This window comes from Burkholderia sp. AU45274 (genome assembly GCF_030482505.1).
Classification (GTDB): Bacteria; Pseudomonadota; Gammaproteobacteria; order Burkholderiales; family Burkholderiaceae; genus Burkholderia.
Genome location: NZ_JAUJQE010000005.1, coordinates 190,825 through 205,723, shown reverse-complemented (window position 1 = coordinate 205,723; position 14,899 = coordinate 190,825). Strand labels below are relative to the sequence as shown.

14 protein-coding genes are annotated in these 14,899 nt (G+C 69.2%); 11 read left to right on the top strand and 3 right to left on the bottom strand.

Annotation, left to right across the window (positions count from 1 at the left end):
* Window positions 1-108 precede the first annotated feature (108 nt).
* From fba to QZM35_RS19955, 5 genes are all read left to right on the top strand, one after another.
* Window positions 109-1,173: a class II fructose-bisphosphate aldolase gene (gene fba / locus QZM35_RS19975; RefSeq protein WP_034189083.1), complete on the top strand. Its 1,065-nt coding sequence runs from the start codon at window positions 109-111 to the stop codon at window positions 1,171-1,173.
* Between the two features lie 224 nt (window positions 1,174-1,397).
* Entirely contained in the window at window positions 1,398-2,288 is an 891-nt protein-coding gene (locus QZM35_RS19970) for a phosphoribosylaminoimidazolesuccinocarboxamide synthase (RefSeq protein WP_089426236.1), read from the top strand.
* 16 nt (window positions 2,289-2,304) lie between these two features.
* Window positions 2,305-2,826 (top strand): 5-(carboxyamino)imidazole ribonucleotide mutase, encoded by a 522-nt coding sequence (gene purE / locus QZM35_RS19965; RefSeq protein ID WP_039360624.1) that lies wholly within the window; start codon window positions 2,305-2,307, stop codon window positions 2,824-2,826.
* 88 nt (window positions 2,827-2,914) lie between these two features.
* Window positions 2,915-4,111 carry a 5-(carboxyamino)imidazole ribonucleotide synthase gene (locus QZM35_RS19960; protein ID WP_089426235.1) on the top strand — a complete coding sequence of 399 codons (1,197 nt, stop codon included), beginning with the start codon at window positions 2,915-2,917 and terminating at the stop codon, window positions 4,109-4,111.
* A gap of 11 nt (window positions 4,112-4,122) precedes the next feature.
* Complete coding sequence (locus tag QZM35_RS19955) at window positions 4,123-5,151, top strand: L-threonylcarbamoyladenylate synthase (protein WP_089426234.1); 1,029 nt, start codon at window positions 4,123-4,125, stop codon at window positions 5,149-5,151.
* Window positions 5,152-5,232: 81 nt separating this feature from the next.
* Here the strand turns inward: QZM35_RS19955 and QZM35_RS19950 are convergent, their stop codons facing one another.
* The 3 genes from QZM35_RS19950 to dacB form a co-directional block, all read right to left on the bottom strand.
* Complete coding sequence (locus tag QZM35_RS19950) at window positions 5,233-6,363, bottom strand: SGNH/GDSL hydrolase family protein (protein WP_089426233.1); 1,131 nt, start codon at window positions 6,361-6,363, stop codon at window positions 5,233-5,235.
* Window positions 6,364-6,458: 95 nt separating this feature from the next.
* Complete coding sequence (locus tag QZM35_RS19945; protein WP_206150456.1) at window positions 6,459-7,373, bottom strand: sterol desaturase family protein; 915 nt, start codon at window positions 7,371-7,373, stop codon at window positions 6,459-6,461.
* Between the two features lie 400 nt (window positions 7,374-7,773).
* On the bottom strand, window positions 7,774-9,306 hold the full coding sequence (gene dacB, locus QZM35_RS19940; RefSeq protein WP_089426231.1) for a D-alanyl-D-alanine carboxypeptidase/D-alanyl-D-alanine-endopeptidase: 1,533 nt from the start codon (window positions 9,304-9,306) through the stop codon (window positions 7,774-7,776).
* A gap of 186 nt (window positions 9,307-9,492) precedes the next feature.
* Between dacB and QZM35_RS19935 the strand changes: the two genes are divergently transcribed.
* The 6 genes from QZM35_RS19935 (at window position 9,493) to QZM35_RS19910 (ending at window position 14,872) form a co-directional block, all read left to right on the top strand.
* A complete protein-coding gene (locus tag QZM35_RS19935) occupies window positions 9,493-10,155 on the top strand; it encodes a response regulator (RefSeq protein ID WP_021164091.1) in 663 nt (220 codons plus the stop codon).
* Between the two features lie 3 nt (window positions 10,156-10,158).
* Complete coding sequence (locus QZM35_RS19930; RefSeq protein WP_089426230.1) at window positions 10,159-11,505, top strand: ATP-binding protein; 1,347 nt, start codon at window positions 10,159-10,161, stop codon at window positions 11,503-11,505.
* A gap of 111 nt (window positions 11,506-11,616) precedes the next feature.
* Window positions 11,617-13,101, top strand: coding sequence for a DegQ family serine endoprotease (locus QZM35_RS19925; RefSeq protein WP_089426229.1), 1,485 nt, complete (start codon window positions 11,617-11,619; stop codon window positions 13,099-13,101).
* 105 nt (window positions 13,102-13,206) lie between these two features.
* Window positions 13,207-13,644, top strand: coding sequence for a carboxypeptidase-like regulatory domain-containing protein (locus tag QZM35_RS19920; RefSeq protein WP_089426228.1), 438 nt, complete (start codon window positions 13,207-13,209; stop codon window positions 13,642-13,644).
* A 132-nt stretch (window positions 13,645-13,776) separates the two neighbouring features.
* Window positions 13,777-14,136 (top strand): DUF427 domain-containing protein, encoded by a 360-nt coding sequence (locus QZM35_RS19915; protein ID WP_089426227.1) that lies wholly within the window; start codon window positions 13,777-13,779, stop codon window positions 14,134-14,136.
* 28 nt (window positions 14,137-14,164) lie between these two features.
* Complete coding sequence (locus tag QZM35_RS19910) at window positions 14,165-14,872, top strand: CoxG family protein (protein WP_089426226.1); 708 nt, start codon at window positions 14,165-14,167, stop codon at window positions 14,870-14,872.
* Window positions 14,873-14,899: the final 27 nt, after the last annotated feature.

Here is a 14,899-nt window from a genome sequence, read left to right as displayed (position 1 = left end):
AATGCGGCTATTCGACGCTCAGCCGCGCCGCGCCACCCCGGGTTCGACCGGGAGCGAGCGCCGCGCCGGCGTCAGGGCGCACCGGTTTTCATTCCATGGAGTTCCACAATGCCTCTCGTATCAATGCGTCAATTGCTGGACCACGCGGCAGAGCACGGTTACGGCCTGCCGGCCTTCAACGTGAACAACCTGGAACAGGTCCAGGCGATCATGGCGGCGGCGGACCAGGTCGGCGCGCCCGTGATCATGCAGGCATCGGCCGGCGCGCGTAAGTACGCGGGCGAGCCGTTCCTGCGCCACCTGATCGAAGCAGCGGTCGAGTCGTACCCGCACATCCCGGTCGTGATGCACCAGGATCACGGCCAGTCGCCGGCAGTCTGCATGGCCGCGATCCGCAGCGGCTTCACCAGCGTGATGATGGACGGTTCGCTGGAAGCCGACGGCAAGACGGTCGCATCGTACGAGTACAACGTCGACGTGTCGCGCAAGGTCGTCGAGATGGCGCACTCGATCGGCGTGACGGTCGAAGCCGAGCTCGGCGTGCTCGGCTCGCTCGAGACGATGAAGGGCGACAAGGAAGACGGCCACGGCGCGGAAGGCACGATGACCCGCGAGCAGCTGCTGACCGATCCGGAGCAGGCCGCCGACTTCGTGAAGCTCACGCAGTGCGATGCGCTTGCGATCGCGATCGGCACGTCGCACGGCGCGTACAAGTTCTCGAAGAAGCCGACGGGCGACATCCTGTCGATCCAGCGCATCAAGGAAATCCACGCGCGCATCCCGAACACCCACCTGGTGATGCACGGTTCGTCGTCGGTGCCGCAGGAACTGCTGGCCGAGATCCGCGAATTCGGCGGCGACATGAAGGAAACCTACGGCGTGCCGGTCGAGGAAATCCAGGAAGGCATCAAGCACGGCGTGCGCAAGATCAACATCGACACCGACCTGCGTCTGGCGATCACCGGTGCGATCCGCCGCTACCTGTTCGAGAACCCGGGCAAGTTCGATCCGCGCGACTACCTGAAGCCCGCGCGCGAAGCGGCGAAGCAGGTCTGCGTCGATCGCTACCTCGCGTTCGGCTGCGAAGGCCAGGCCGGCAAGATCAAGCCGGTGGCACTCGACAAGATCGCCGAGCAGTACAAGTCCGGCGCGCTCGCACAGGTCGTGCGCTGAGACTGTAGTACGATTGCCGCGCCCGATGTGGGCAACGGCAAGGCTGTCCGGCCGGATCTGATCCGGCCCCGCAGCCGCTCCGTCCGGCCGAACGAGGGCCGGCCGGCAACCGCCCGGGCGCCGTCGCCCGGCCGGTTCGCCGACGTATTGCAAGACCGCCGTTCCCGCCTGCCGCGGGGAACGGCGTTTCCCTTTTTGTTTGGCTCCTTATCTGCGAAAAGACGATGTCTACCCTCTACGAATCCACGCTCCGCTCGCTGCCGCTCCTCGGCCGCGGCAAGGTCCGCGATAACTACGCGGTCGGCAACGACAAGCTCCTGATCGTCACGACCGATCGCCTGTCGGCATTCGACGTGGTGATGGGCGAGCCGATTCCGAACAAGGGCCGCGTGCTGAACCAGATGGCGAACTTCTGGTTCGACAAGCTCGCGCACATCGTGCCGAACCACCTGACGGGCGACGCGCCGGAAACGGTTGTCGCCGCCGACGAGGTCGAGCAGGTGAAGGGCCGCGGCGTGGTCGTCAAGCGCCTCGAGCCGATCATGATCGAAGCGGTCGTGCGCGGCTACCTGGCCGGCAGCGGCTGGAAGGAATACCAGGCGTCGGGCGCCGTGTGCGGCGTGCAGCTGCCGGAAGGCCTGCAGAACGCGCAGAAGCTGCCCGAGCCGATCTTCACGCCGGCCGCGAAGGCCGAGATGGGCGAGCACGACGAGAACATCACGTTCGAGGAAACCGAGCGCCGCATCGGCACCGAGCTGGCCGCGACGATCCGCGACATCTCGATCAAGCTGTACAAGGAAGCGGCCGACTACGCGGCCACGCGCGGCATCATCATCGCCGACACGAAGTTCGAATTCGGCCTCGACAACCACGGCCAGCTGTACCTGATGGACGAAGTGCTGACCGCCGATTCGTCGCGCTTCTGGCCGGCCGACCAGTACGAAGTCGGCACGAACCCGCCGTCGTTCGACAAGCAGTTCGTGCGCGACTGGCTCGAGGCGCAGCCGTGGGGCAAGACGGCGCCGGCGCCGGCACTGCCGGCCGACGTCGTCGAGAAGACGGCCGCGAAGTACCAGGAAGCGCTCGAGCGCATCACGGGCCAGTCGCTGGCCTGATCGGGGAACGGAACACATGAGCGAAGTTCAGACTGCCCACACGCACAGCGCGCCGCTCGTCGGCGTGCTGATGGGTTCGAGTTCCGACTGGGACGTGATGAAGCATGCGGTCGCCATCCTGCAGGAATTCGGCGTGCCGTACGAAGCGAAGGTCGTGTCCGCGCACCGGATGCCCGACGAGATGTTCGACTATGCGGAGAAGGCGCGCGAGCGCGGGCTGCGCGCGATCATCGCGGGCGCCGGCGGCGCCGCGCACCTGCCCGGCATGCTGGCCGCGAAGACCACGGTGCCGGTGCTCGGCGTGCCGGTCGCGAGCAAGTACCTGAAGGGTGTCGATTCGCTGCACTCGATCGTGCAGATGCCGAAGGGCGTGCCCGTCGCGACGTTCGCGATCGGTGAAGCCGGCGCTGCAAATGCCGCGCTGTTCGCGGTGTCGATCCTGTCCGGCAATTCGGTCGACTATGCGAACCGCCTCGCCGCGTTCCGCGTGCGCCAGAACGAAGCCGCGCACGCGATGGTGCTGCCGCCGCTGGAATGACGGCGCACCGGCGGCCGCCCGGCCATTCGAGCGGCTGCCTGACCTCCCCACTTGCGGCGGGCAGCGCCCGCCGCGACCGACCACTGACATGACCGCAACTCCTGATTCCGTTTCCCCGATCCTGCCCGGCGCGTGGCTTGGCATGGTCGGCGGTGGCCAGCTCGGCCGCATGTTCTGCTTTGCCGCCCAGTCGATGGGCTATCGCGTCGCCGTGCTCGATCCCGATCCGACGAGCCCCGCCGGCGCGGTCGCCGACCGCCACCTGCGCGCGGCCTACGACGACGAAGCCGCGCTCGCCGAACTGGCCGACCTGTGCGACGCGGTATCGACGGAGTTCGAGAACGTGCCGGCTGCAAGCCTCGATTTCCTCGCGCGCACGACGTTCGTTGCACCGGCCGGCCGCTGTGTCGCGGTCGCGCAGGACCGGATCGCGGAGAAGCGCTTCATCGAAGCGTCGGGCGTGCCCGTCGCGCCGCACGTCGTGATCGAATCGTCGGCGGCGCTCGCCGCGCTCGACGATGCCGCGCTCGACGCGGTGCTGCCGGGCATCCTGAAGACGGCGCGCCTTGGGTACGACGGCAAGGGCCAGGTGCGCGTGAGCACCGCGCAGGAAGTGCGCGACGCGCATGCGGCGCTGAACGGCGTGCCGTGCGTGCTCGAAAAGCGCCTGCCGCTGAAATACGAAGTGTCGGCGCTGATCGCGCGCGGCGCGGACGGCCGCTCGGCCGCGTTCCCGCTCGCGCAGAATGCGCACCACAACGGCATCCTCGCGCTGACGGTCGTGCCCGCGCCGGCCGCCGATGCCGCGCGTGTCGAAGCGGCGCAGCAGGCCGCCGTGCGGATCGCCGATACGCTCGGCTACGTCGGCGTGCTGTGCGTCGAATTCTTCGTGCTGGAAGACGGTTCGTTCGTCGCGAACGAGATGGCGCCGCGCCCGCACAATTCCGGCCACTACACGGTCGATGCGTGCGCAACGAGCCAGTTCGAGCAGCAGGTGCGTGCTATGACGCGCATGCCGCTCGGCAACCCGCGCCAGCATTCGCCGGCCGCGATGCTGAACATCCTCGGCGACGTGTGGTTCCCGAACGGTGCGGCGGCCGATGCCGTCACGCCGCCGTGGGACACGGTCGCGGCGATGCCGACCGCACACCTGCACCTGTACGGCAAGGAAGACGCGCGCGTCGGCCGCAAGATGGGCCACGTGAACTTCACGGCCGAAACGCGCGACGAAGCCGTTGCCGCGGCCACCGCGTGCGCGCAGCTGCTGCGCGTGCCGCTCGACTGAGACGCCAGCCGATGTCCATCGATCTCCCGAACGCCGTGACGGCTGCTCAGATCGACGCGGCCGCCGCGTTGCTCGACGCGGGCCAGCTCGTCGCGTTTCCGACCGAAACCGTCTACGGGCTCGGCGGCGATGCGGCGAATCCCGAGGCCGTCGCGCGCATCTACGCGGCGAAGGGGCGGCCCGCGAATCATCCGGTGATCGTGCACCTGCCGCCGGGCGGCGATCCCGGCTACTGGGCCGACGATCTGCCGGCCGACGCGCAGGCGTTGATCGATGCGTTCTGGCCGGGCCCGCTGACGCTGATCCTGAAGCGCCACGCGCGCATCCCGGACGCCGTGAGCGGCGGCCAGGATTCGGTCGGGCTGCGCTGTCCGTCGCATCCGGTCGCACAGGCGCTGCTGGCCGCGTTCAGCGCGCGGCGCGGCGGGCATGGCGGCGTGGCTGCGCCGTCCGCGAACCGGTTTGGCCATGTGAGCCCGACCACCGCGCAGCACGTCCGCGACGAATTCGGCGACACCGTGCACGTGCTCGACGGCGGCGCATCGGAAGTCGGTATCGAATCCACGATTCTCGACCTGTCGCGCGGCTTCCCGGCGCTGCTGCGCCCGGGCCACGTGACGCCGCAGCAAATCGCCGCCGTGCTCGGTCGCGCACCGCAACTGCCGGACGGCAGCGACGCGACCGCGCCGCGCGCGTCGGGCACGCTGAAGGCGCATTACGCGCCGCGCACGCCGCTCGCGCTGCTGCCGTTCGACGCGCTCGAGCCGCTGCTCGCGGCCGCGCAGACCGACGGCGAGCGTGTCGCGCTCGTCGCACGCGCATCGCGCGCGGGACGCTGGGCGCAGGCTGACGGCGTGCATTTCGTCGCGGCGCCGGAAGATCCGCAGGCGTATGCGCGCGACCTGTACGGGATGCTGCGTGCGCTCGACCGCGCGCAGGTGGCGCGGATTCTCGTCGAGAAGCTGCCCGAGACCGTCGAATGGATCGCGGTCAACGATCGCCTCGGCCGCGCGGCCGCCGCGTTCGAAGCGCGCGACTGATACCCGTCGCGGTTCACGAATGAAAAAACGCCCGACCGGCAAACCGGTCGGGCGTTTTCGTTTGGGCGCGTGGCCGGCGGCTTACTTGCCGACGCCCGAGGCCGCGATCTTCGACTGCGCGAACTGCGCGAACAGCGCATGCAGGCGCGTCGTCGGGTGGACCGTGTCGGCGAACATGTAGGTTTGATCCGCGTTCGCGACCGTGTAGGTCTGCGGCGAGCAGAACAGCGACGAGCCGAATGCGGTTGCGTTCGCGACGCCGTACTGGGTGGCAGCCTGGACCATCGCCTTCAGGTTACAGGCGGTGTCGGTGTTCGACACGGCGAAGCCGTTCGCCTTGTAGTTCGCGAGGATGCCGTCCTGCCACGTGAACGTGTCGAGCAGCACGTACTTGGTCGTGTCGACCTTGAGTGCCTGCAGCGTCGCGGCGAGCGTGCCGTTGAACAGCATCGACAGTTGCGTGAGGGTCGTCTGCGAGCCGCCCTGGAGCGCGAGCGGCGTGCCGCCGATATCCGGCACGTTCGACACGAACACGTGCGTCGCGCCGGCGGCGACGATCTGCTGCACGATGCCCGCGAGCTGTTGCGCGGCGGCGCCGATGTTCTGCTGCAGCTGCGTCGGCGTGATCGCGCCGGCCTGCAGCGCCGCGACCTGGTAGAAGATGTCGTTCGCGCCGCCGTTCAGCAGCACGATCTGGCCGGCGTTGAAGCTGCCGTGCTGCGACACGTATTGCTTGACCTGGTCGGCGATCGGCGTCGTGGTCGCTTGTGCGTAATCGGAATTCGGCACGCTGGCGTCCGCGTGGCCGATGCCCGGCTGCTGCGTCACGCGCGAGCCGCCCTGTGCGTAGCCGAGGCCGCCGGTGGCCTGCAGCGGAATGCCGAAACCGCCCTGGTTCGCGGGCTGCAGCGTGTCGCCGTAGTACTGCGCGACGTTCTGCGTCCACACCTGGCCCGGGTTGGTCGTGAAGCGGCCGCCGCCGAAGCCGAGCTTGATCTGCGAGTAGGTGCCCGCGTCGGACAGGCTGTCGCCGAACGACACGACCTGCATTTTCACGCCCGACGGCGGCGTGTTCGATGCGCTGTTGTTGTTGTCGTCACCGCCGCCGCCGCACGCGGCGAGCAGCGCGAGCGCGGCGCCGGCGATCGCGAGCTGCGCGGTGCGCAGCATGCGCTGACGGGTGCGGGCGGGTGCGTGTTGTTGTGTCTGCATCGTTCGATCTCCTCGTAGATATGGCCTGATGTGTTTCTCATCTGCCGCGTGCCTGCTCGGTTTCGGGCTGCGCGGCGGCCGTTGGCTGAAACGGTTTATTGGTCTCGCGCGGCCGCAAGCGGCATGGTGCGCGGATCGGGGTTCGCGGCCTCGGCAATCTGCGCATGATAAGCGCTCGCCCATTCGGGCGGGCCGAAAATCGCGCGCAGCTTGTTGCGCCAGCCGGCGACGCGCAACGCGTCGCCGGCCATCGACACCCACTCGTGGAACGTCGCGACGAGCGGGTTGTTCGAGCCTAGCCGCTCGACGATCCCGTACTGCGGCGGATCGTCGGGCGTTTCCTCGACATAGCTGCCGAACAGGCGATCCCAGATCACCAGGACGCCTGCGTAATTGCGGTCGATGTAGCGCGGGTTGCGCGCATGGTGCGCGCGGTGGATCGACGGCGTGTTCAGCACGTATTCGAGCCAGCCGAGCTTGCCGATCGCCTGCGTATGCACGAAGAACTGGAACGCGAGGTTGATCAGCACGATGCCGACGACCTGTTGCGGCGGAAAACCGGCGAACGCGAGCGGCAGCCAGAACACCCACATTCCCGCGACCGGGTACATCAGGCTCTGGCGGAACGCGGTCGAGAAATTCATCCGCTCGGACGAGTGGTGCACGACGTGCGCGGCCCACAGCCAGCGCACGCGATGGCTCGCGCGATGAAAGACGTAGTAGAGGAAATCCTGCGCGACGAACAGCACCGCGAACGACAGCCAGCCGTCATGCCACGTGAACAGGCGATAGTGCTGGTAGCAGTACGCATAGACGGGGATCACGAACAGCCACGCGATCTTGTCGGCGCCCTGGTGCATCAGCGCGAGCGCCGCGTTGCACAGCGTGTCGCGCCACGCATAGACAGCATCGTGCGCACGGGTGCGGGCGAGGTGCCAGGCCTCCCACGCGATGCAGAGCAGGAAGACGGGCGCCAGCGCGAGCAGAAGCAATTCGACGTCGAATCGCATGGGCGTGTCTCCTTCTTTCCCCTGCAAGCCTTGAGGCCGGGCGTGTGGCCCGTTGTAGATATCGGTCAGGCCAACAGCCTACGCAATCGCCAGGCGCTAGGCGAGGGGGCAGCGTAGAGGGTTCCCTCTGAGGACAGGGTTTGTACGGAAGCCGCGCGGCACGGGGGCGGGCGGTGTGGCCCTGTTTTGCGGACGTGGGTGGCGCGCGATATGTCGTGCGCGGGTGGCGGCCGGCGTTTCAAACCGGAGAGGGCGGGATTCGGTGTGCGCAGGCGCTGGCAGGCCGTCCCGGCGGCGCGTCAGGGCGACCCGCTGCGCGGTGCCGCCCCGAGGCCGAGGCGGGCCGACACGCGCCGGCAGCAGGCCACCGGCGCGCCGTATGTCGCGGCGTGCGGCAACGTCAGTGCGCGCCGGCGTAGATCCACTCGAGCAGCGAGTCGTGCGCGGCGCGTGCGGCTTCCGCGTGATCGTTGTTGATGAAGCTCACGACGATGTAGCTCTGGCCGTCCGCACCGGCGACGTAGCCGGCGATCGCGCGCACGTCGCGCAGCGTGCCGGTCTTGATGTGCGCGTTGCCGAGCACGCCGGCGTTGGTGAGGCGGTTCTTCATCGTGCCGTCGATGCCGGCGATCGGCAGCGAATCGACGAACGCCTGCGCGACCGGGCTCGCGTTCGCGGCCTGCAGCAGCGCGGCGAGCGACAGCGCGCTCACATGTTCTTCGCGCGACAGGCCCGAGCCGTTCTCGAGCACGAGGTCGGGCATCGCGATGCCGTTCTTCTGCAGGAACGCCTGGATCACGCGGCTCGACTGCTCGGGCGTCGCGGGCGGCTTGCCGCTGACCGCGCCGATCGTCAGGAACAGGTTGCGCGCCATCACGTTGTTGCTGAACTTGTTGATGTCGTAGACGATGCTGCCGAGCACCGGGCTGTGATGCACGGCGAGGGGCCGCGCGGCGCTCGGCACCTTGCCCTCGCTCACGGGCCCGGCGATCGTGCCGCCGTCCTGCTGCCACAGCGCGAGGAAGCCGCGCGCGAAGAACGTCGTGTGATCGAGGATCGCGAGGTTGGTCGTGTGCGCACCGCAGCGCAGCGGGTAGTCGCCCGCGAACGAGGCGGTCATGATCCCGCCGCCGGCCGTCAGCGTCGGGCGCGCGGCCGCGGCGGCCGCGCTGCACGAGCCTGAGCCTTCGACCAGCTGGTTGTCGATCGACAGGTCCGCGAGCGGCGGCAGCACGTCGACGGCCACCTTGCCGTCGTCGCCCGGCGTGACCGTGAACGACACGGCCTTGAATGCGTACAGCAGCGGATCGGGGCCGACGTTGTACGGCGCGCTCGCATCGTCGTCGAACGAAGGGAGATCGCGCGTCGAGGTCGCGAAGTAGCTCTTGTCGAGCACGAGGCCGCCGGCCACGCGCTTGACGCCGGCCTTGCGGAGCTTGTCGACGAGATCGATCAGCTCTTCGGGCACGAGCTTCGGATCGCCGGTGCCCTTGATGTACAGGTTGCCCTGCAGCGTGCCGTCCGGGTCGATCGTGCCGTCCGTGTAGGCGGTCGTGCGCCAGCGGTAGTCGGGACCGAGGATCGACAGCCCCGAGAAGGTCGTCACGAGCTTCATCGTCGAGGCGGGCATCATCGGCCGGCTCGCATTCCACGCGATCAGCGGCTCCGGATCGCCGACGCGCTCGACGACGACGCTCATCGCCGACGCCGGCACCTTCGCGCGCTGCAGCGCGACGAGCACGGACGCCGGCAGGCCGGCCGCGCGCGCGGCCGGCGACACGACGGTCGTCTTGCGTGCTTCCTTGTGGGATTTCTTGCGGGCCTGCGCGGGCGGCGCGAAGGCGAGGGCCGTGCAGGTGGCGACGATGGCGGCCGCCTTCAGGCAGACGCGGGCGCGGGGGGCGAACCGGGTGGAAAGATCGGAAATCGGCATGAGCGAATACGGGGGAAGCACGACGTTCGGGCAGGGCGCGCGCGGCGCCAAAGCGCACATTGTAGAGACAAGTCCGGACAGCCCCCTTGCAATCCGCCTTTCTGTTGCATTGCACGGTGCCGCGCGCCCGGTTCGCGGCGCTACAATGGTCGGCGTGTTTGACTCGCCCCATGGATGCCTGTCCCGATGCGGATTCTGCTTGTCGAAGATGATCGAATGATTGCCGAAGGCGTGCGCAAGGCGCTGCGCTCGGACGGCTTTGCGGTCGACTGGGTGCAGGACGGCGACGCCGCGCTGACGGCGCTCGGCGGCGAGACGTACGACCTGCTGCTGCTTGATCTCGGCCTGCCGAAGCGCGACGGCATCGACGTGCTGCGCACGCTGCGCGCACGCGGGCTGGCGCTGCCGGTGCTGATCGTCACCGCGCGCGACGCGGTGGCCGATCGCGTGAAGGGGCTCGACGCGGGCGCCGACGACTACCTCGTCAAGCCGTTCGACCTCGATGAGCTGGGCGCGCGGATGCGCGCGCTGATCCGCCGCCAGGCCGGGCGCAGCGAATCGCTGATCCGCCACGGCGCGCTGACGCTCGATCCCGCTTCGCACCAGGTGACGCTCGACGGCGCGCCCGTCGCGCTGTCCGCGCGCGAGTTCGCGCTGCTCGAGGCGCTGCTCGCGCGGCCGGGCGCGGTGCTGTCGAAGAGCCAGCTCGAGGAGAAGATGTACGGCTGGGGCGAGGAGATCGGCAGCAACACGGTCGAGGTCTACATCCACGCGCTGCGCAAGAAGCTCGGCTCGGACCTGATCCGCAACGTGCGCGGGCTCGGCTACATGGTCGTCAAGGAAAGCTGACGCGTGAGGTCGATTCGTCATCAATTGCTGATCTGGCTGCTCGCGATCGTCGTCGCGGGCGTGGGCCTCGCGGGCTGGCTCATCTACCGGCAGGCGCTCGCCGAAGCGAACGAACTGTTCGACTACCAGTTGCAGGAAATCGCCGCGGCCTTGCCGTCCGAGCCGTTCTCGCAGGTGTTCGGTTCGCGCACCAACGGCGACGAAGGCATCGTGATCCAGATCTGGAACCGCAACGGCGTGCTGATGTACTTCTCGCATCCGCGTGCGCCGATCGCGCCGCGCGCGGAGCTCGGCTTCTCGACCGAACGCACCGATCGCGGCGAATGGCGCGTGTACGGCGCGATCGTCGGCGACAACGTCGTGCAGCTCGCGCAGCCGCTGTCGGTGCGCAACCGGCTCGCGGCGAACGTCGCGCTGCGCACGCTGTGGCCGCTGATCGTGCTGTTGCCGTTCCTCGGCGCGGCCGTGTGGGTGATCGTCGGACGCGGGCTCGCGCCGCTCGGTCGCGTGACGCGCGCGGTCGAGGCGCGCCGGCCGGAAGCGCTCGACGCGCTGCCCGATGGGCGCCTGCCGCTCGAGGTGCAGCCGCTCGTCCGCGCGCTGAACGGCCTGCTCGCGCGGCTGGCGGCCGCGCTTGACACGCAGAAGGCCTTCGTGGCCGATGCCGCGCACGAACTGCGTACACCGCTCGCGGCCGTGCAGATCCAGGCGCAGCTCGTCGCCCGTGCGAAGGACGACGCGTCGCGCCGCGAGGCGATCGCCGATCTCCAGGATGGCGTGTCGCGTGCGACGCGCCTCACCGAGCAACTGCTTGCGCTCGCCCGCGCCGAACCGGATGGCGCGACGATGCGCGAGCCGGTCGACCTGCAGGCGCTGCTCGCCGAATGCGTGGCAGCGCTTGCGCCGCTCGCGCAACGGCACGACATCGATCTGGGCTTCGAGGAGACGCGCGCGGCGAGCGTGGTCGCGGACGTCGGCGCGCTGCGCGTGATGTTCGGCAACCTGCTCGACAACGCGGTGAAGTACACGCCGGACGGCGGCCGCATCGACGTATCGCTGACCCGCGACGCGGCCGGCCGCGCGTGCGTGCAGATCGGCGACAGCGGGCCCGGCATTCCGGCCGACGAGCGCGAACGCGTGTTCGACCGCTTCTACCGCGACAGCTCCGCGCGGGCGCGCACCGACGTGTCGGGCAGCGGGCTCGGGCTCGCGATCGTCAAGCGCGTGGCCGCGCAGCAGGGTGCGACGGTGTCGCTCGGCGACGCGGCCGCGGGCGGCCTGCTCGTCAGCGTCGTGTTTCGCGATGCCGAGATGCCGGCCGAGGCGCCGCAGCCGTCCGAATCCGTGTGAAGCACGCCCCGGCGCGGGCGCCGGCAGCCGCTTAAGCCCCGCTTAAGGCTGATTAAGCCTCCTTTAAGTCAGGGTCGTTACGCTGCGTCCTAACAAAGAGGAGGTCCTACGATGAACACCCGATTCCTTGCGCGCGGCGCCGTCGCGGTCGCCGTGGCGGCCGCCCTGTCCGCCGGCTATGTCGCCGGCACCCGCCGCGCCGATCCGCAGATCATCACGCCCGCGCAGGCCGCCGCATTGATGCCGGCCGAAGCGGCCGCGAAGACCGGCATCCCCGATTTCTCCGGGCTCGTCGAGACCTACGGCCCGGCGGTCGTGAACATCAGCGCGAAGCACGTCGTGAAGCAGGTGTCGCGGCGCGTGCCGCAGCCGCAGCTGCCGATCGATCCGAGCGACCCGTTCTACCAGTTCTTCAAGCACTTCTACGGCCAGGTGCCGGGCATGGGCGGCGACGCGCAGCCGGACGACCAGCCGAGCGCGAGCCTTGGTTCCGGGTTCGTCATCAGCTCCGACGGGTACATCCTCACCAATGCGCACGTGATCGACGGCGCGAACGTTGTCACGGTCAAGCTGACCGACAAGCGCGAATACAAGGCGAAGGTCGTCGGCTCCGACAAGCAGTCGGACGTCGCGGTGCTGAAGATCGACGCGAGCGGCCTGCCGACCGTGAAGATCGGCGACCCGGCGCAGAGCAAGGTCGGCCAGTGGGTCGTCGCGATCGGTTCGCCGTACGGCTTCGACAACACGGTCACGTCGGGCATCATCAGCGCGAAGTCGCGCGCGCTGCCGGACGAGAATTACACGCCGTTCATCCAGACCGACGTGCCGGTGAACCCCGGCAACTCGGGCGGCCCGCTGTTCAACCTGCAGGGCGAGGTGATCGGCATCAACTCGATGATCTACTCGCAGACGGGCGGCTTCCAGGGCCTGTCGTTCGCGATCCCGATCAACGAGGCGATCAAGGTGAAGGACGAGCTCGTGAAGACGGGCCACGTGAGCCGCGGCCGCCTCGGCGTTGCCGTGCAGGGACTGAACCAGACGCTCGCGAGCTCGTTCGGATTGCAGAAGCCGGACGGCGCGCTCGTCAGCTCGGTCGATGCCAACGGCCCGGCCGCGAAGGCCGGCCTGCAGCCGGGTGACGTGATCCTGGCGGTCAACGGCTCGCCGGTCGCCGATTCGACGTCGCTGCCCGCGCAGATCGCGAACCTGAAGCCGGGTTCGAAGGCCGACCTGCAGATCTGGCGCGACAAGTCGAAGAAGTCGATCAGCGTGACGCTCGGTGCGATGGCCGACGCGAAGCTCGCGTCGAACGACGGCGGGCCGGTCGAGCAGGGGCGCCTGGGCGTCGCGGTGCGTCCGCTGTCGCCGCAGGAGCGCAGTGCCGCCAACCTGTCGCATGGCCTGATCGTGCAGCAGGCCGGCGGGCCGGCCGCCAACGCGGGCATCCAGCCCGGCGACGTGATCCTCGCGGTCAATGGCCGCCCGGTCACGAGCCCCGAGCAGTTGCGCGACGCGGTCAAGGGGGCGGGCAACAGTCTTGCTCTGCTGATCCAGCGCGATAATGCACAGATCTTCGTGCCGGTCGACCTGAGCTGACCGGCCACGGCCGATGGCCGGCCAGGCCGGCCGCGGCGGGCGCCGCCGCCGTACTGAAGGTGTGACGCGGCGCCCTGTATGTGTTCCGACCCCAAGGAGAGAGCCATGCAATATCTACGCAACGTGTCCCGATTTGCCGTCGCCGCGGCGCTGGCCGCCGGCCTCGCAGCCGGAGCGACCGGCGCGTACGCGCAGTCGGACGGCTTGCCCGCCGCGCGCCAGCAGGGCGACGTCACCTTCGTGTCCGGCGGCGTCGGGCTGGACGAATCGACGGCGTTCCAGCGCAGCGAGCCGAGTTGGCCGCTGGCGCTGCGGTTCACCGGCAAGGGCGGTGAGTTCCTGGCCGACGTCCATGTGCGGATCGTCGACGGCAAGGGTACCGAAGTGCTGAAGACCGACGCGCGCGGGCCGTACATGCTCGTGAAGGTGCCGCCGGGCCGCTATACGGTGCAGGCTTCGTACCAGGGCAACGAGGAATCCCGCGCCGTCACGGTCGGCGCGAAGGGCGGCGCGAAAGCCGCCTTCCAGTGGAGCGCGCAGTAGCCCGCCGCGCGCGGCCCCGCCCGGGGTTGCGCATTCGGCTGCGGTTTCGCCCATAATGAAAGCCACGGCACCCGTGCCGTGGCTTTTTCGTTTCCTGAGTCCGGCCTGGCCGGGCCGCCCCAAGGAGAAACGATGTCCGACGCAGCCGACCCTCGTCTCGAAATCGTGCCGAACCGCCATCGCGTGCGCGTGATCCATCGCGGCATCACGTACGCCGATTCGCACGGCGCGCTGACCGTGCGCGAAGCGGGCCTGCCGGACACCCACTACCTGCCGCGCCGCGACGTCAACATGCGCCGGCTCGTGAAGTCGGGCGTCACGTCGGCCTGTCCGTTCAGGGGCGAGGCCGTGCACTTCGACTTGCAGACCGAAGACGGCGTGATCGAGAACGCCGCATGGAGTTATGAGGAACCGAAGGCGGCTGCGCTGGCGCTCGCGCACTACGTTGCCTTCGACGCTGCACGGATCGACAGTCTCGTCGAGACGTCATGATGCGGCGCGTGTTCATCGGGGAGGCGTCATGGAACTGAACGACACGTTACGCATACCGCTCGCCCCGCCCGTCGTGCGGGAGGCATTCGAGGATCTCGCGTTGCTGCGCGCGAGCTTCGACCATTGCGAATCCTTCGTGAAGCTTGCGCACGGCGAGTTTGCGCTGACGATCACGGTGCCGCTCGGCCCGCTGCGCGCCCGCTACGACGTGCGTGCGCATGCGGCCGCGGAGCAGGGCGACGCGGAAGGGCAGCCGCGCCGCGTGCTCAACTTCAAGGCGCGGGCCGACGGGCTCGGCGCGCTGCGCGGCCAGGTCGAGCTCGTGCTGATGCCGGATGACGACGCGAACGCCACGCGCATCGAGTACGTCGTCTGGGCGACGGCGAGCGGCCCGCTCACCGAGCTGCCGGGGCGGCAGATCGAAAATACGCTGCGCGAATGGACCGACGATTTCTTCCGTGAATTTTGCGCGGTCGTGCAGGCGAAGCACGGTCTTGCGCCGAACCGCGCGCGCTCGGCCGCGCCACGGCGCCAGCACGTGTTCCTGCGGCCGGCGTCGCTGGTGGCCGCGACGAAACGTGCGCTGCCGCCGCACCTCGGCGGTGCGCTGACCGGGCGTGCCGCCGGCGCGCTCCCGCATCGCGGCGCCGGCACGGTGCCCGTGTGGGCGTGGGCCGCGATGATCGTCTTCGTCGCGCTGCTGCTTTACGCGGCGCGCTGGATCAACGGCGGCTGAGCGGCCGGCCGGCTCCGCTGCGAGGCT